Consider the following 17,071-nt stretch of genomic DNA (forward strand, 5'->3'; position numbering starts at 1 on the left):
CTTAGGCTTTCGCTTGTTTACGGCGGCTTGCGGTCAAAGCCACAGCCGCGCCCAGAACAATCAACGCTCCGACGATGCCCGCCAGGATGGTGGCCGCGGCTTCGTTGGAAATGCCGGGAAAGACGTAATCCGGGATCACGTTATACAGCGAGCCTTGTGCAGTATCAATGAAGCCCTTCTGCTCCGCCACCCATTCCAACCCATCGGGGTGTGCCGAAGCCAGCGGGGAAAGGATCACCAGAGCCAGCGCCAGCAACCCGCCGCCCACCCATACCGGGGTGTTCGAGCGCGTGCTGGGGGCTGCATCCCGCTGCAGCAGGTCGCGCCGCGCGGCAAAGATCAGCGCCAGGGCGCCAGTGGTGATCAGTCCCTCGCCAATGCCGATCAGGGCGTGGATGCCGGCCATCGCGGGCACAGCCACATTGGCCGGTGAAGTGCCCGAAGCCGCCAACTGCAAAGCCGTGGCCAGCGAAGCCACAAACACCGAGGCCCAGGCCGCCGCAAAACCGCCCACGAACAGCGTCCAGCTGCGCCCATTAGCCACCCGCTGGATCAGGCGGTACACCGCGTAGGCCACAAAGGGAGCGATAATCGCCATGTTAAACAGATTCGCACCCAGGGCCAACAGCCCGCCGTCCTGAAAGATGAGCGCCTGCACCGCCACCACGCAGGTCATCACCAGCACCGCCGCCCAGGGGCCCAGCACAATGGTGGCCAAAGCCCCGCCGATGAGGTGGCCGGAGGTCCCGCCAGTCACGGTGAAGTTCAGCATCTGGCCCGCGAAGATGGCCGCTGCCAGAACGCCCATCACGGGCACTTCGCGCTCGCCCAAATCGCGGTTCACCCGCCGCAGCGACACGGCGATCACTGGCACGGCCAACACCCACAAAATGACCGCCACCAGGGTGGACAAAAAACCATCCGGAATATGCATGGGGGTAGGGGCAAATAACATCACGGCTCTCCTTTTAGCTTGATTCTGGGTCCTGCCCTTTTTGGCGGCAGGTGGGACAAAGACCAAATAAGACCAGGTGGTTGGTGATAATCTCAAAGTGGTGGGTCTGTTCTAACTCCGCGAACAGAGCGCGAACGGGCCCATCGGACAACTCAATTTCATGACCGCAGCCTTCGCAGATCAGATGATGGTGCGGGGCGGCGTGCAGAGCTTCGTACACCGGGGTGCCCAGGCCCATATCCGACACCGAAATGCTGCCCTGTTCCACCAAAAAACGCAGATTGCGGTACACCGTGGACGGGTTCAGCGAAGGCAGCTGCGGCTGCACGCGTTCATAGACCTCCTGAACGGTGAGATGGCAGCCGCAAGTCTGCAAGAGTTCCAAAATGGCCCGGCGGGCAGAGGTGTTCCGGCTTTGCAAGGCGGCTCCTTTTTGCAAATATTTGCAATAAGGATTATAAGCTGTATTCCAGCAAAAATCTATGGGGTTAGAAAGTTTGTATAAGGTTAAATCCCCCGTAAATCTGGTTAAAAAGTGCTCGCCGCCTGGGTGAGGGGGGCACCCAGCCAGCGAGCAATTTCTATTATAGGCCGTACCGTGGTTCCGTCAAGGACGACGCCCAGCAAAATGCAGTTTTGGAATGAAATTGCAACAATTCCCCTGGATCAATCAGCTCTGCGCTCCACCCCCGGCATCTGCTCCAGGGTGGCCTCGGCCCAGCGCCGCACTTCGGCACAGTAACTTTCGGCGCTGCCGGCCTGCGCAGCCACATCCGCCAGGGTCACGCGCCACTTCACGCGCGGCACGGGCGGGTCATCCGCCGAGCGCAGCACCGCGGCCGTGCGCGCACAGGGGCGGTGTTCGGCGGCGGCCTGCGTGCGCAGCTGGTCAATCTTCAGCCCCTCCTGTAAAACCGCGCGCAGCTTCTGCTGCACCCAGGCCTGCGCCTGGGGTGAATAACGCCCGTGCTGGATCATGAAACAGGCCACGGTGAAAAAATGCACCTGGCCGTAAGCTGGGTCCGCAAATTCCAACGCCAGCAGGGCCTCAAACTGGCTCTGGCAATCCTGCCCGTCCTCCCAGCGCGCCCCGCACGCCGGGCAGGCAGGCTCGCCGCTCATGCGCTCTCCGGTTGGGCCGCTTTCTGGCGGCGCACAGCTTCCATCGCCTGGCTTTCGTCCTGTTGGGCCGTGCAGCGCCCGTCCAAAAATTTCAGCGAGCGCACCTGGGTATATTTCCAGGCGGGGGCAAAGCCCATGTGCACGTACAGCTCAGGAATGAAACCGCGCGCAATCCACAAGCTGCCGCTGAAGGGCACGGGCAGCCCCAGGTTCTCGTACACGGTGCTGAACAGGCGCGGTACGGCGCGGTCGAATGGCTCAGGCACGATCCCGCCGATCGGCGGCCGGGCCGCATCTTCGGGCAGGTTGAGGGACAATTTTTCCAGCACCAGCCGCTCCTCCCGCAAACCGTATTGACACACATAACCGCGCCAACAGGCGGTGATGCGCGGCATAGGGAACAGGCCGTACTCCGCCGGAGAAAACAGCGGCGCACCGTGAATGGTCACCAGGTCAAACCCCTGGCCGTCCAGGCAGAAAGTATCCGGAAATTGAGCAGTCATGGGGACAAGGCTCCAGGAAGATCGGGCGAAAACCCGCGCCGAAATTCACTATGGGGATGAAGGCGTTGTGTTAAAATCAGAACGTTTCCATTTTATACCGTAGATTGTACAAAAATAAAAGCCCCTCCGCTGCGGATGCAGTGAAAAAGCACGCCGCCAGCGTTGGATTTTCCCATCACTCTTTCTGTTCATTTTAAGTTGAAGGATCAACTTATGTCAGCCACGACAGGCGTATCCGAAAAAATCCGTTGCCCTAAGTGCGGCGCGATTCAATCCAAAAAGCTGCACGACTGCGAAAACTGCGGCATCCACCTGAAGTTTGTGGAAGATGCGGCCCACCCCACCCAGGGCCATCCGGCCAAGCTGGCGGTGGCGGACGCCTTGCTGCGAACGGTGCCCTTCGAAACCAAAGGGAAAATCTCCGGTCTGGTGTACCTCACCCCGCCCGGGGTCTTTTTCTTCCCGTCCCTGGGGAATTCTCGCACCATCACCTATGAGCACGTTTTGTCCTACAACCAGGTCGCCGGGCAAAAGTTCCTGTATTCCTTTTATTGGGATCGGGGATCGAGCCGCCAGGGGCAGATCCGTTCGATTTTTTATTTTCCCATCCTGCCTCTGGACAAGTGCTGCGCGTGCCAGGCGCCTGCCGCCCGATACGCCGTTGCCCAATGCAGTGTCGTCAAAGGGGCGCCGCCTTTTTCCATGACCGGCGTCAGCCAGGATGTCGTTGACCGCATTTCCACAGCCTGGGGGGCAGACCGCTACTGGATTCCGGTTCCGTTCTGCGCCAAACACAGCATGGAAAAAGACGCCCAGGTGGAAGTCGTTTTGGATGAAAACCGCTGCCTGATTCGAACCACGTCGCCCACCTACAGCCAGTTCATCGCCAGCCGGTGTCAGGCCCCCGCCGTCGCCAAGACCCCCTTGCAGCGCGCCCGCCCCTGGGGAACGGCGCTTTTGGGGTTCAGCGCGGCCATGTTTCTGATCATCAACGCAGGCATCCTGTATGAAACCCTGCGCGATTCCGCCTCGAACCTGGGCAGCCTCCGCTTTTCGAACCTCTTGGGATTGGCTGTGGGCATAATTCTGGCGGTGCTGGCCGTTCGCTGGCTGCGCATGAAACCGGCAATTCCAGCCGCGCCCCCCGCCGCACTCGCCCCTCAGGCCGCACCCCAGCCCCGGCCGGTGGAAGCCCTTGCCCCGCCTAAGCCAGCCCCCGACCCCATCGAAACCGCCGTGCAGGGCCTGAAGAATTTCTCCACCCCCCAGGCCGAGCACCTGCAAATGATTCAAGTACTGAAAGACAGCGGCGACCCCCGCACGGTTGAGGTACTCACCCAGGCCCTGCGCCGCGCGAACGCCGAAGCTGCGTCGGTGTATGGAGACAGCAACCCCCACGCTCGCCGGGTGGAACTGGCCGCCTTCAGAGCCTTGATGCAGCGGGAGGACGTGAACCTGCAGGAGACGTTTAAACCCATATTCTCAAACCAAAAAACCGATCTGCAGGATGCTGAGCTGATCTGTGCGGCGGCCGAGGGGCAAAATGCCCGTTCGCTCCAGTGCATTTTTGAATTTTTCAGTTCTCGCACCTTGCGCGAGGGTTCAGTGATCACCCTGGCGTTTTATCATACCCTGGCGCAAATTGCCCAGAAAGAACCGGGGCTGTTTCAACCTTACCAACGCCACGAACACAAAGGCATCCAAAGGCTCGCCAATGAAGTCGCGGAAGTGGCGGAGGTGGACCAGGCCTTCCAGCCCGTCTATGCGGCTCTGGGCGCCGTTCAGCCGGCGGAGCTGCGCCAGGCGCTGAACCTGCCGGAGTTTCTGCCCCTCACGCCCAGCCTGGTGCTGACCTTAATCGCCAGGAACAGCGCTGGGGTCAACCAGGACTGTATCGAAGCACTGAAGTCCCCCGAAACAGCCGCCCTGCTGTACGCGCGGCTGCATTCAGACCGTCCGAAAATTCAGGCGCTGGCTAGAAATGTTCTGGCGGCGTGCGCGGATGAGGCGCTGACGGCGCAGATGTTGACACGGTTTAAGGATCAGCCCACCCCACAGGCGGCCAACCTGCTGGCGGTGATGACGGAAAAACTGCCCGCCCCGCAGGCAGTGAAAATCCTGGCAGCGGTGGTCACCCTTTTGCCCAACGCTGCCACCGCGAATGCCCTGGCCCAAAGAGCCGCCGACCCTCAGGCGCTTGAAGGGGTTCGCACCCAACTGGAAACGGTCTTTCAGGAATCGCCCGGGCTGGACACCGCCCTGCTGTTGGTCCGCATGCGCAGCCCCTTGCCAGCGGCTTATCTGATCTCAGAAATTCGTCAGGAAACGCGGGAGAAGCATTTTTACAAACCTGAGGAACAAAAACGCGCCCAGGCCGATTTTGAGACCCGCCTGAAGGCCATGACAGATGGGTTGGTGCGTTTGCTTCAGGAAAATGGGGCTGCGCTGCCTATGTCGCAGGTGAAAGAACTCGCGCAAATCGAAGATGCGGTCTTTACCACGCATTCCCTCACTATGATCGATTCTGAAGAGGCGGATTTCGTGGAGAAAAAGACCTTTGCGCTCACCGCCCTGCGCGAGGCCGCGGTTCGGGAATTGGTGCTGCGGGTGTAGCCCGCCCCCGCCCGGCAGGATGCGTTCGGTTTCATCGAACGCACCGGAATGCCAGGGGTTCGTATAATTGTTTTCTTGGCGGTAAAAAAACATGTCTTAGAACCGCGAAGGCGCAAAGGGCGCAAAGTAGTTTTTGTCTTTCGGGGTGTAGACTGCTTCGCCCTCAAAAACCGAGGGCTCGCGGTGACATGTCTATATGATGTCATTGCGAGACGCGCAGCGGCGAAGCAATCTCTATGCCGAAATAGCCCGGACATAGGGTTTGAACCGCCAAGGCGCCAGGGACGCGAAGATGGGTGGGGTTCCTTGATCCGCTTTCTTGGCGTCCTTTGTTTCTTGGCGGTAAAGAAAACATGTATTTGAACCGCGGAGACGCCAAGGACGCGAAGGGGTCAAGCAATATACACGCCATCCGGTAGGGGCACGTCCTCTTACTACGAGGGCCCCCAACCTAAGGTTCTTTTATCCGAGAGGGAATTTGTGCCCCAGGAGGGAATTGAACCCCCAACCTAGGCGTTAGGAGTGCCTTGCTCTGTCCTTTTGAGCTACTGGGGCCTAAGCGCATTATAGCATAATTTCCCCTCGATCCGCGGCTTAAGCCGCGGCGCTCAGCTCTCCCAACCAGGCCAGCACGCGCGCCTCAATCTCATCCCGCACCCGCCGAAAACGCTGCAATTGGGCCTGCGCATCCCCCACATCCACAGCGGGATCGTCAAACGGCCAATGCAGGCGCGTGCCCACACCCGGGAAGATCGGGCATTGTTCCTCAGCGCGGCTGCACACCGTGATCAGGTATCCAAAATGCATCTGGCCCAAATAGGTTTGCAGCGTTTTGGACGTATGGCCGCTCATGTCCAAACCGGCCTCCTCCATCACCTGCACCGTCAACGGGTGCAGCCCCTTGGGTTCCAGGCCCGCCGAATGCACCTCAAACCGGTCGCCCGCGTAATGGCGCAGCCAGGCCTCAGCCATTTGACTGCGGGCCGAATTGCCCGTACACAAAAACAGCACCCGAATTTTCGTCATATCCCTCTCGCTCCCGTAGACCTAAAAGTGCCGCCAAACCGGCAGCCCGTACCTTGTTAATATACCCCGCCGCTGTTAACAGCTCGCAGCAAATAAGTTATCGTTGGGTTAACAAAGCACATCCCACCCCAGTGCCAACCAAAAACCGCCCATACGGGCGGTTTTAGATTTAATTTTTGCTTTCCAGCCCCCCTACGAACCGTAAGCGTCTTCGTAATCCTGCATGGCGGCTTCCACCACCTGCATGGCGCGCTTGGCGTCGTATACCTCTTCAATAAAGGTTTGGGCTTCCTTGCCCGGCACCAGTTTATACGTGCTGAAATAGTGGCGCAGACGCTCCACCAGCACTTTGGGCAGGTCGTCAATATCCTGGGCACTCTCCCAGAACAAATCATTGGCCAGCACGGCGATGATCTTATCATCCGCCTCGCCGTTATCCACCATCAGCATACCGCCCACCACGCGCACATTCAGGATCACTTCTGATTTGGTGATGGGCCGCTCGCTGATCACGCAGATGTCCAACGGGTCGCCGTCGCCGCGTCCCGCCGCCATGGTCAACTGGCTGACGCGGTCGCCGCAGAAAGTGCGCGGGATAAAGCCGTACAGCGTGGGCGGCTGCGAAGAGCTGCGCTGCGGACGATCCACGCGCAGATAGCCGGTGGTTTTTTCCACCTCATATTTCACCAGATCAAAGGGGGTAATTTCGATATAAGCGTGGACAATATGGGGCGGCTGGGGGCCAACCTGCAGACCGTGCCACGGGTGCGGACGCCAACGAAAGAAGGGGTTAGGAAAAGACATGATCATTCCTCCTGTTCCATTTTACTATGAACCCGGTAAAATAAGAGCAGGTTTCACCATTTTTTGCAAACGGAGGGTTCATTGAGCGACATCAGCATTTTATTAGACCTGGTCCTGGCCGCCATGGCCATCGCCATCATCTGGCGCGGCGATTTTAACATCAGCGCCAACCGGCGCCTCACCGCCGTGCGCGCGCGCATCCTGGCCAGCCTGCTGCTCATCGGCATCGCCGTCGGTTACCTGGGCGGCGCCTTCCGCACCGTCAGCACCCTCACCATGGTGGCCATTTTGATTTTGGCCTACGTCCTCTCTGAAAAAATCGAGCCGCAGGACCCGAAAAAGTAAACCACCGCACCCAGGGGGCAAAAACCTGCTCTGCATCCTTCTCCCCAACCGCGTCTGAAAAAGCCCGCGGGCTTTTGGTATAATGGAGCTTCAGTCCGGGGTCAAAGAAAAGGCTCTTGAAATCCATCGGCTGATGAGGTAAAATAAATAAAACATAAGTTCTAAATTCTCGCCCCACCGGTCCCCGCGGGTCGCAGCCTGGCCTGAGTGTTCTGCCGGTGGGATTTTTATGAACCTGGGAGCCGCGCATGGTGAAATACAGCGCCGATCAAATTATCGAACTCGAATTCCTGGAAGCCGTCCGGCGGCGCCCAGGCATGTACATTGGCAACAACAACACTCACGGTCTGCACCACATCCTGCTGGAAGTGGTGGATAACGCCGTGGATGAATGCATGGCGGGCTATGCTGACCTGATCCGCGTCACCATTTTCCGCGACGGAACCGTCACCGTGGAAGATAACGGCCGCGGCATCCCCATTGATTTCAAAGCCGAATCGGGCATGAGCGCCATGACCCAGGTGCTGCTCAAGCCCCATGCGGGCGGCAAATTTGGCGGGGACGAATCGGCTTACAGCAGTTCCGGCGGCCTGCACGGCATCGGCCTGAAATGCACCAACGCCTTTTCCTCCCTGCTCCAGGTGGAATCGCGCCGCCACGGGCTGGCCTTTCGTCAGGTGTTCTCCGAAGGCGGCCTTCCGAAAACCGAAGTGGAAATTTTCGATGCCTCCGGCAAAGTCGGCGAAATTAACGCCGAAACCGCCCTGCGCCTGGACCGCAAAGAGATGGCCACCGCCCTGGAAGTCAAGGGCAAAAAAGTGCCGGTGCAGACCATCACCGGCCAGCGCAGCGGTTTCAGCCTGACCTTCCGCCCTAACCGCGCCTGGTTTGCCCGCGAAATGGATTGGCCCAATCCGGAGCAGAGCGTCCCCTGGGACGCAGAGCGCCTGGATACGCGCTTCCGCCAGATCGCTCACCTCTATCCCGGCGTGCGCATCGAATTCCACGACCAGCGCGACGTGCGCAGCGAACCGCGCGTGTACTTCTCCAAAAACGGCCTGGTAGATTACATCGCCTATCTGAACGAAGGCCTCGACCCGCTGCACAAGCCCATCCTCTTCCGCGACAAGAGCGAAATTGACACCGAAAGCGGCAAACAAACCGTGGAAATTGAGGTGGCCATCCAGTACGCCGGTGAAGAGACCCAGATTTATTCCTTCGTCAACGCCATCCCCACCCCCCTGGGCGGCACGCACGTCACCGCTTTTAAAGCCGGCCTCACCAAAGCCGTCAAACAGTTCGCCGTCTCCAAAAAACTCTTCAAGGGTGAAGAGGATGTGCGCGGGGATGACGCCCTGCTGGGCCTGACCGCCATCGTCAAAGTGACCATGACCGGCACGCCGCAGTTCCTCTCACAGACCAAAGAAAGCCTCACCAGCCCCGAAGTGCACGGTCCGGTGCTTTCGGGCACGTATAACTACATGAGCGACTATCTGGAGAAGAACATCCCCATCGGCAAGGTCATCGTCAATCAGGCCGTAGCCGCTGCCCGCGGGCGCGAAGCCGCCACCCAGGCCCGCCGGCTGGTGATCAAAAAATCGGCCATGGACGCCGGGGAATACGTGCTGGGCAAGCTGGCCGATATCCAGCGGCGCGGCGGCAACCCCGTGGTGCCCCTGGAACACACCGCCCTCTACCTGGTGGAAGGCGACAGCGCCGGAGGCTCTTGCAAACAGGGGCGCGATTCGCGCTACCATGCCATCCTGCCCCTGCGCGGCAAGATCCCCAACGTTGAGAAGATGAACATCAACGAAATCCTCAAGAACCGCGAAATCGCCGCCATCATCGCCGCGGTGGGTTCGGGGGTGGGCGCCGACTGCGACATTTCCAGCATGCGCTACGGGCGCATCAGCGTGCTGGTGGACGCAGACGTGGACGGCAGCCACATCGCCACCCTGCTGGCCACCCTCTTCTGGCGCACCATGCGCCCGGTGATCGAGCAGGGGCGCTTCTTCGTGGCACGCCCCCCGCTGTACCTGCTGCGCAACAGCAAGACCAAAGAAGAACGCTACGCCTATACCGAAACCGAACGGGCTGACTGCGAACAGGAATGGAAGAGCCAAAACTACACCATTCAGCGCTATAAAGGCCTGGGCGAAATGAACCCCGAACAGCTGCGTGAGACGGTATTTTTCATGCCGGGCAGCAGCGCCGAAAAAGGCCGCCGCAGCCGCGCGGCCCAGGCCGCCGAGCGGCAGCTCACCGCCGCCGATTTTTCGCAGCGCGATCTGCGCATGGTGATTGAAGACGTGCACCGCACCCGCTCACTGATTGAGCGTTTGATGGGCAGCGAAGTCGGCCCGCGCAAAGACTGGCTGATGAACGTGGATTGGAGCGAGGAAGACTAATGGCAACCCCTGCAACTGAAATCAACGGCGAAACCACGATCCAGGAACAGCCGCTGGATCATTTTATCGAAGAGGCTTACCGGCGCTATGCCGTGCTGACCATCTTAGACCGCGCCCTGCCGGATGTGCGCGACGGCCTCAAGCCCGTGCAGCGCCGCATCCTGTATGCCATGGGCGACATGAACCTGAAAAGCTCCACCCCCCACAAGAAATCGGCGCGTGTGGTGGGTGAAGTGCTGGGCAAATACCACCCCCACGGCGACCAATCGGTCTACGATGCGATGGTGCGCATGGCCCAGGATTTCTCCATGCGCCAGCCGCTGATTGACGGCCAGGGCAACTACGGCTCGATTGACGGCGACAGCGCCGCTGCCATGCGCTACACCGAGGCCCGCCTGGCGGCACTGGGTGAATCCATGCTCGAAGACCTGGAAAAAGACACGGTCAACTGGCGCGCCAACTTTGACGGCTCGCTGAAAGAGCCCATCGTGCTGCCCGCGCGCTTCCCCAACCTGCTGGTCAACGGCGCCTCCGGCATCGCCGTGGGCATGTCCACCAACATCCTGCCCCACAATTTAGGCGAGGTGTGCGACGCCGTCCTGCACGTGGCCAAAAACTGGAAAAAACGCGACAAAATCAGCGTGGAAGAGCTGATGAAGCTCATCCCCGGCCCCGACCTGCCCACCGGCGGCCTGCTCTACCGCTACCGCGTCAACGGCGACGAGAAAAAAGTGGATATGATCGCCCGCGCCTACGAAACCGGCAACGCCACCCTGGTGTGCCAGGCCAAGGCCGATATCCAGGATATCGGCGGCGGGAAATCCGAAATCCTCATCACCGAGCTGCCCTATCAGGTGCAGAAATCCACCATTCTGGAGCGCATCGCCGCCAGCCGCGATAAATTTGGCGGCATCACCGATGTGCGCGACGAATCGGATTACAACGGCATGCGCGTGGTCTTTGAAGTGGCCCGCGGCGCCGACCCCCACGACGTGCTGGAAAAGCTGCTCACCCACACCCAGATGCGCAGCAGCCTGTCCTACAACGCCCTGGCCCTGGTGATGGACCCCGAAGGCAAAGCCAGCCCCCACAACCTGACCCTGCGCGATATGCTGGTGGAGTTCATCAAGCATCGTCTGGAGGTCATCACCCGCCGCTCACAATATGAGCTGGATCGGGCCGAAGCCCGCCTGCACATCCTCACCGGCCTGCTCAAGGCCCTTTCGATGATTGACGAAGTTATTGATATCATCCGCCGTTCGCAAACCACCGAATCGGCCAAGGCCAACCTGATGAAAAAGCTGGCCCTCAGCGAGATTCAGGCCCAGGCCATTTTGGATATGCCCCTGCGGCGGTTGGCCTCGCTGGAACGCAAGAAGCTGGAAGATGAACACAAAGAACTCAAGGCGCGCGTCAAGGAATTAAAGGCCATCCTGGGTTCCGAAGAGCGCCGCCTGGAAGTGGTGGGGCAGGAAACCAGCGATGTGCAGGCGCGCTTTGCCACCCCGCGCCGCACCGTGATCGTGGAAGCCGAAGAAGGTCACCAGGCGCGCGTCACCGTCTCCGATCTGGTGACGCCCACCGAAACCCAGCGGGTAATGGTGACCGCCAACGGTGTGCAGCGCGCCAACGCCAAAGGCTACCGCGAATCCGTCACCAAAAACAAACCTTCCTCCCGCGCGGTGGAAGCCGCCCTGCTGAAGGTCGAGGTTGCGCCGGATGAACGTCTGGTGATGATCTCCAGCTTTGGCCGCCTGTGGCAGGCCAACACCGGCCGATTGCCCCTGCAAGCCTCCTTCAGCGAGATTGGCCTGGAGCGCGGCGAACGCATTGTGGGCATGGGCGCGGCCCGCGCCGGGCACAAGCTGGTTCTGCTGACCCTTTCGGGCAGCATCAAGCGCGTGGCCGTGGAAGACCTGCCCAACGGGCGCACCGAGGGCAGTTGGACCGCCATCATCGGGCTGGCCAAGGATGACGAAGTCCTCTTCGCCGGAATCGCCAGCGACTCGGCTCACATCGTGGTGCTCACCGGCGGCAGCGACAAGACTCCCCCGCGCGCGCTGCGCTTTGAAACCGGCTCCGTGAACCCCCAGGCCACCCCCACCGCCCGCGGTGTGGCCGCCATCAAAGTGTTGGATGATCCCCTGGTGGGCGCGGTGCTCATCGAACCCAACCAGTTCAAGCAGTTTGTCTATCTGCTCAGCGAACGCGGCCACCTCAAACGCGTCAGCCTGGAAGAATTCCCCGTGCAGGGGCGCGGCGGCCAGGGCGTTCAGGTGTGGAAGACCAACCCCACCACCGGCATGTTGACCGCCCTGGCGGTGGGTAAGGCCGATGTCGATTTGGATATCCTTTCGGAAAAGGGCAAGCGTCTGCGCATCAGTGCCAAGGATGTGCCCCAGGCCACGCGCGTGACCAAAGGCTCAGATCTGGGTGCCAAATACGCGGGCGGTGAGCTCTTCCCCGGCGAAGCAGCCGAATTCCTCAGCGCCTCCTAGCGCCCCCTTTCCCCATCAAAAAACGCCCCCGAAAGGGGGCGTTTGGGATTAACAGTTGAACGCCTCAGCACGCCCTTCCCCAAGGGGGCCTGCCGCAACGCGGTCTAGATAAAAGGCAGCACCACCCTGCCCGTCAGCAGCAGGGCAAAAGAACTGAGCACACAGCACAGGATCAGCAGCATCAGCACCAGCAAAAAGCGCTGCGGAGCCGTCATCCCCAAAAAGGTACCGCCCCCTTGGGCAGACGCGCGGCGCCGGCGCGGGCCTTCTTCCGGCGGAAGCTCCTCAGGGACTCCTTCCTCATATGAAGAAGCGGCAGAATTTCGCAAATCATCTAGCATGGTTGGCCTCCCAGCATCAGGATCCTTCGTCCAGCGGGCGCAAATGCACGTCGCCAGCGATTACATTATAAACTTGCCCGGCCTCAGTCCGCAAGCGTAAACTGCCTTCAGCTTCCACACCCAAAAGCACACCTTCCACCGGCGGTTGATGGGGCGGGTCTACGCGCACGCGCTGGCCGCGAAAAGCCAGCCGCACCTGCCAGGCTTCCAGAAACGCTGGGCTGCCCAGGCGCGCGCGCCAGGCCGCCATGCCGCCCAGCGCCCCCCGCAGCAGTTGCCAACGCTCCACTGGCCGGCCCAAGGCCGTCTCCACACAGGTGGCCGGGAACATCACCGCCTCGGCGGGCGGCACGGCAGAGGGTGCAACATTCACGCCAACCCCCACCACCAACGCCCCCAGCCGGTCGCCGTCCCAGGCCGCCTCCACCAGGATTCCAGCGGTTTTGCGGCCGTCCAGGAGCACATCGTTGGGCCATTTGATCTGCGGGTGCAGCCCCAGCGCCTCCAGCGCTTCGGCCAGCCCCAGCGCCGCCAGGGCCGTGAACTGCCCCAGATACGCCGTCTCGGCCGGGGTGGGGCGCAAAATCAGGCTGAAGGCCAGCGCCGCGCCGGACTGGGTCACCCAGCGGCGGTTCAGCCGCCCGCGCCCCGCGCTTTGAAAATCCGCCGCCACCAAAGCCCCATCGGGGGCGCCCTCCGCCGCCCAATCCAGGGCCAGCGTGTTGGTGGAACCCACCGCGGCATAGGCGCGCACCGCCGCAGCGGGCATATCAGGGGGAAAGCCGATCAGGGGCAGCAGGGGTTCGTCCACGCTATGATTGTACCCGAAAAAAGCGCGGCCTCCGTCTGCCGGAAAAAACAAGGGCCAGAAGGGGGTGAATGACCCTTCTGGCCGATGGCAAAGCTTAAGAATGGAGACTGCGCTCCTGAATACGATTGTTAGCGGGCGTTGACCTTAATCACCTTGGGGCGGGCCTGTTCCGCCTTGGGGATGCGCAGAGTCAGCACCCCATTTTCCAAATTCGCCTCGGCCTTGGCGGCATCCAGCGGTTCGGGCAGGCTCAGCGTGCGGTAAAAGCGGCCGCTGGGGATCTCGGAGAGCAGATAGTTGGCGTTCTCTTCACGGGCCAGCTTCAGTTCACCTTGCAGGGTGACGGCCTCGTTGACGATTTGCACGCTCAAATCCTCCGGCCCCACACCCGGCAGCAGCGCGGTGAGCACATAGGCGTCTTCTTCGGCTTGCACACGCACGGGGAAAATCACTTCCGGGCGTTCGTTTTCGGCTTCCGCTTCCCACATACGCTGGGCCATGCGGCGCTGCGCCATGCGGCGAGTCCAAGGGTTCGTAACATACAGAGTCATGATTCACCTCCAAATTTTTACTGGTTGCCATCGCCCGCAGGCGATTTGTTGGTTAAGTTCTTTACGATCCTGATGATATCCCCCGCGTATTGGAAAATTGCTAACAAAAGATTGGCGTTTTATAAGAGCCCGCAGGAAAGCAAAAGATGGGCAGCAAAAACTGTGGTATGATTCGCGCGTACGGATAAACGAGGAATGAATGGACAATAAGATCACAATTATCGAAGGCCCCACCCCCACCTTTGACGATATTCAGGACGGTTGGGCGCTGGGTTTAAACGAAGGCCCCTCCCTATATGACCTGGCTCTCACCCGCCTGCGCACCTTTAACGGCCCGGCGTTGGTGCAGCGCTGCTACCGCAGTTGGAACCAACAGGAACCCATTTACCTGCACTTCCGCAACGACATCGGCCTGGAGGAACGCGTGCCCATCGTGGCCGCCCGCGCTGTAGACAGCGACGAAGGCCAGGTGCTGCTGCTGTGGGTTCGCCGCCGCCCGCAAGAAACCGAGTTTGAAATTGATATTGATATGGATGATGACGAAGAGGACGACCTGAGCTAATTCAGGGTTTCCCCCCACCGGATAGAACGCCGCAGTGAACACCTTAATCTGGAGCTCTGCGGCGTATTTTTTCAAATCAGCCGACCCGACCCCCTAGACCCCCAAAAAAGGTGAAGCCATGGCCCTCGATCTGAATCCCATCCGTGCTCAGTTTCCGGCCCTCAGCCGGCCCTACATCTTCCTGGACAATCCCGGCGGCACGCAGATTGCCAAAGCCAGCCTGGAGCGCATCCGCGGCTATTTGGAGAATCACAACGCCAACCACGGCGGTGTTTTTCGCACCAGCCAGGAATCGGATGCTGTGGTGGATGCTTCGCGCCAGGCCGCGGCGGAGTTCCTGAACGCCTCACGCCCCGAAGAGATCGTATTTGGGCCCAACATGACCTCGCTCACCTTCAACATCAGCCGCTCCCTGGGGCGCGTGTTGAAACCCGGCGACACCCTGGTGGTCACCCGCCTGGATCACGACGCCAACATCAGCCCCTGGCTGCTGATGGCTGAAGACCGCGGCCTTAAGGTGCGCTGGGTGAACTTCCACAAAGATACCGGCCTGCTGGATATGGACGACATGGCCGCCGCCCTGAACGAAAAGCCCGCCCTGGTGGCAGTGGGGTATTCCTCCAACGCCCTGGGAACCATCAACCCCATCCGCGAGATCACCGCCCTGGCTCACGCCGCCGGAGCGCTCATCTATGTGGACGCGGTGCAGTATGCCCCCCACGGCCCCATTGACGTGCAGGATCTGGGGGTGGATTTCTTGGTGTGTTCCCCCTACAAATTCTTCGGCCCTCACATGGGCGTGCTCTACGGCCGTTACGACCTGTTAGAAAGCCTGCCCGCCTACCGCGTGCGTCCTGCCCCGGCGCATGCCCCCGGCAAATTTGAGACCGGCACGGGCAATTTTGAGCACATGGCTGGGCTGCTGGGCACCTTGGAATACCTGGAATGGTTGGGCAACGCCTACGGCGAAGAACACGCCGAGCTGTACGCCAGCCGCTTCAAAGGCCGCGCCCTGGCCCTCAAACAGGCCATGAGCGCCAGCCGCGCTTATGAATATGAGCTGAGCGCCGCCCTGCTGGATATCCTCACCCACACCCCCGGCGTGCATCTCTACGGCCCCGCCGACCCCCAGCGCCTGGAACAGCGCGTGCCGACCTTCTCCTTCACCGTGGACGGCTGGAGCCCCGAAGCCGTGGCCGCTGCCTTCGCGCAGCGTTCCATCAACCTGTGGAACGGCAATTTCTACGCCCTGGCCGTCACCACCCATTTGGGTCTGGAAGACCGCGGCGGCCTGGTGCGGGTGGGGGCAGCGCATTACAATACCCTGGATGAAATCGGGCGCTTTGGCGAGGTGTTAGCCGAACTGGCCGCCCAGCGCCCGCAGTAAACTGACTGCCAAGAAAGGAAATTCGTATGAAAACCTATCCGATCCCCATGGTCCCTGGGCCGGTCAAAGTGCCGCAGCGCGTGCTGCAGGCCTACCTCACCGATTACGGCGCGGCGGATTTGGAACCGGAGTATCTCAGCCTGTACAACCAGACCGAAGCCGACCTCAAGCAGATCATGGGAACCCAGCACTCGGTGGTCATCATGACCGGCGAAGGCATGTTGGCCCTGTGGGCAGCCCTGAAGAACTTCATGAAGCCCGGTGAACGGCTGCTGTGCCTGGGGACGGGGGTATTTGGCTACGGCATCGGCGATATGGCCCGCTCGCTGGGCATCCAGGTGAAAACCGTCGGCTTGCCTTACAATCAGACCCTGCACAATTGGGATGAAATCGAAAGCGCCATCGCCGACTTCCGCCCCAAGATGATCACCGCCGTGCACTGTGAAACGCCCTCCGGCACACTCAACCCCATCGCCCCATTGGGCAAGCTCAAAGAGCGCTACGAAGTGCCCCTGCTGTATGTGGACGCAGTGGCCAGCCTGGGCGGCGCACCCGTGGAAACCGACGCCTGGCATGTGGACCTGATGTTGGGCGGCTCGCAGAAAGCCCTCTCGGTTCCCCCCGCCATGTCCTTCTTCACCGTCAGCCCGGCCGCCTGGGAGATTGCCAAGCAGGTGAACTACGCCGGTTACGACGCGCTGCTGCCCTTCGAAACCGCCCCGCAGACAGGCTATTTCCCCTACACCCCCTACTGGCAGGGTCTGGCGGCGCTGCACGAAGGTGCGCAGATGCTCCTGGAAGAGGGTCTGCCGGCCAGCTTTGCCCGCCATCAGCGCCTGGCTGAAATGACCCGCCAGCGGCTGGTGGAAATGGGCTACAGCCTCTTCCCCGCCCCCGAAGCCGTCCCCTCCCCCACCGTCACCGCGGTGCAGGTTCCTGAAGGGATCGAATGGACCGACTTTGACCGCAAACTGCGCGAACGCGGTTTGGTGGTCGGCGGCAGCTACGGCCCCCTGGCCGGAAAAGTTTTCCGTCTGGGGCACATGGGTTCGCAGGCTGACCCCGACCTGCTGGAGCAGGCTCTGGCCGTGCTCAAAGCCGTGCGCTGACCGCATACCGGCTGCATACATAACCACCGGCGGAGG

At 60.9% G+C, this 17,071-nt stretch carries 16 protein-coding genes and 1 tRNA gene; 7 read left to right on the forward strand and 10 right to left on the reverse strand.

The features are described 5' to 3' along the window. Position 1 precedes the first annotated feature (1 nt). From ADN01_RS13645 to ADN01_RS13660, 4 genes are all read right to left on the reverse strand, one after another. A complete protein-coding gene (locus ADN01_RS13645) occupies positions 2-955 on the reverse strand; it encodes an energy-coupling factor ABC transporter permease (RefSeq protein ID WP_062417452.1) in 954 nt (317 codons plus the stop codon). A 13-nt stretch (positions 956-968) separates the two neighbouring features. Then, the gene (locus ADN01_RS13650; protein ID WP_062417451.1) at positions 969-1,376 is read right to left on the reverse strand and encodes a Fur family transcriptional regulator; all 408 of its coding nucleotides are present in this window, start codon (positions 1,374-1,376) and stop codon (positions 969-971) included. Positions 1,377-1,621: 245 nt separating this feature from the next. Further along, a complete protein-coding gene (locus ADN01_RS13655) occupies positions 1,622-2,077 on the reverse strand; it encodes a DUF5946 family protein (protein ID WP_062417450.1) in 456 nt (151 codons plus the stop codon). Continuing rightward, entirely contained in the window at positions 2,074-2,580 is a 507-nt protein-coding gene (locus ADN01_RS13660) for a hypothetical protein (RefSeq protein WP_062417449.1), read from the reverse strand. Before ADN01_RS13660 ends, ADN01_RS13655 begins: the two co-directional genes overlap by 4 nt. 213 nt (positions 2,581-2,793) lie before the next feature. Here ADN01_RS13660 and ADN01_RS13665 point away from each other — a divergent pair, with 213 nt between their 5' ends. Next, positions 2,794-5,193: a hypothetical protein gene (locus tag ADN01_RS13665; RefSeq protein ID WP_075071206.1), complete on the forward strand. Its 2,400-nt coding sequence runs from the start codon at positions 2,794-2,796 to the stop codon at positions 5,191-5,193. 481 nt (positions 5,194-5,674) lie between these two features. Here ADN01_RS13665 and ADN01_RS13670 read toward each other — a convergent pair. From ADN01_RS13670 to ADN01_RS13680, 3 genes are all read right to left on the reverse strand, one after another. Continuing rightward, a tRNA-Arg gene (locus tag ADN01_RS13670) sits at positions 5,675-5,748 on the reverse strand. 39 nt (positions 5,749-5,787) lie between these two features. Further along, entirely contained in the window at positions 5,788-6,219 is a 432-nt protein-coding gene (locus tag ADN01_RS13675) for an arsenate reductase ArsC (protein ID WP_062417446.1), read from the reverse strand. Positions 6,220-6,411: 192 nt separating this feature from the next. After that, complete coding sequence (locus tag ADN01_RS13680; protein ID WP_062417448.1) at positions 6,412-7,023, reverse strand: inorganic pyrophosphatase; 612 nt, start codon at positions 7,021-7,023, stop codon at positions 6,412-6,414. Between the two features lie 81 nt (positions 7,024-7,104). Between ADN01_RS13680 and ADN01_RS13685 the strand changes: the two genes are divergently transcribed. The 3 genes from ADN01_RS13685 (at position 7,105) to ADN01_RS13695 (ending at position 12,274) form a co-directional block, all read left to right on the forward strand. Further along, on the forward strand, positions 7,105-7,368 hold the full coding sequence (locus ADN01_RS13685) for a hypothetical protein (RefSeq protein ID WP_062417445.1): 264 nt from the start codon (positions 7,105-7,107) through the stop codon (positions 7,366-7,368). A gap of 248 nt (positions 7,369-7,616) precedes the next feature. After that, entirely contained in the window at positions 7,617-9,776 is a 2,160-nt protein-coding gene (locus ADN01_RS13690) for an ATP-binding protein (RefSeq protein WP_062417444.1), read from the forward strand. Beyond that, positions 9,776-12,274: a DNA gyrase/topoisomerase IV subunit A gene (locus ADN01_RS13695; protein WP_062417443.1), complete on the forward strand. Its 2,499-nt coding sequence runs from the start codon at positions 9,776-9,778 to the stop codon at positions 12,272-12,274. The genes ADN01_RS13690 and ADN01_RS13695 overlap by 1 nt, the downstream gene beginning before the upstream one ends. Before the next feature lie 104 nt (positions 12,275-12,378). Here ADN01_RS13695 and ADN01_RS13700 read toward each other — a convergent pair whose 3' ends face one another. The 3 genes from ADN01_RS13700 to ADN01_RS13710 form a co-directional block, all read right to left on the reverse strand. After that, a complete protein-coding gene (locus ADN01_RS13700) occupies positions 12,379-12,615 on the reverse strand; it encodes a hypothetical protein (RefSeq protein WP_062417442.1) in 237 nt (78 codons plus the stop codon). Positions 12,616-12,631: 16 nt separating this feature from the next. Then, on the reverse strand, positions 12,632-13,426 hold the full coding sequence (locus ADN01_RS13705; protein WP_147238993.1) for a biotin--[acetyl-CoA-carboxylase] ligase: 795 nt from the start codon (positions 13,424-13,426) through the stop codon (positions 12,632-12,634). Positions 13,427-13,554: 128 nt separating this feature from the next. Beyond that, complete coding sequence (locus ADN01_RS13710; protein ID WP_062417440.1) at positions 13,555-13,977, reverse strand: Hsp20/alpha crystallin family protein; 423 nt, start codon at positions 13,975-13,977, stop codon at positions 13,555-13,557. A gap of 199 nt (positions 13,978-14,176) precedes the next feature. Between ADN01_RS13710 and ADN01_RS13715 the strand changes: the two genes are divergently transcribed. The 3 genes from ADN01_RS13715 (at position 14,177) to ADN01_RS13725 (ending at position 17,035) form a co-directional block, all read left to right on the forward strand. Beyond that, complete coding sequence (locus ADN01_RS13715) at positions 14,177-14,539, forward strand: hypothetical protein (protein ID WP_062417439.1); 363 nt, start codon at positions 14,177-14,179, stop codon at positions 14,537-14,539. 118 nt (positions 14,540-14,657) lie between these two features. After that, positions 14,658-15,926, forward strand: a complete 1,269-nt coding sequence (locus ADN01_RS13720) for a cysteine desulfurase-like protein (protein ID WP_062417438.1) — start codon at positions 14,658-14,660, stop codon at positions 15,924-15,926. Between the two features lie 26 nt (positions 15,927-15,952). Continuing rightward, positions 15,953-17,035, forward strand: a complete 1,083-nt coding sequence (locus tag ADN01_RS13725; protein WP_062417437.1) for a pyridoxal-phosphate-dependent aminotransferase family protein — start codon at positions 15,953-15,955, stop codon at positions 17,033-17,035. Positions 17,036-17,071 lie beyond the last annotated feature (36 nt).

This window comes from Levilinea saccharolytica (assembly GCF_001306035.1).
GTDB lineage: Bacteria > Chloroflexota > Anaerolineae > Anaerolineales > Anaerolineaceae > Levilinea > Levilinea saccharolytica.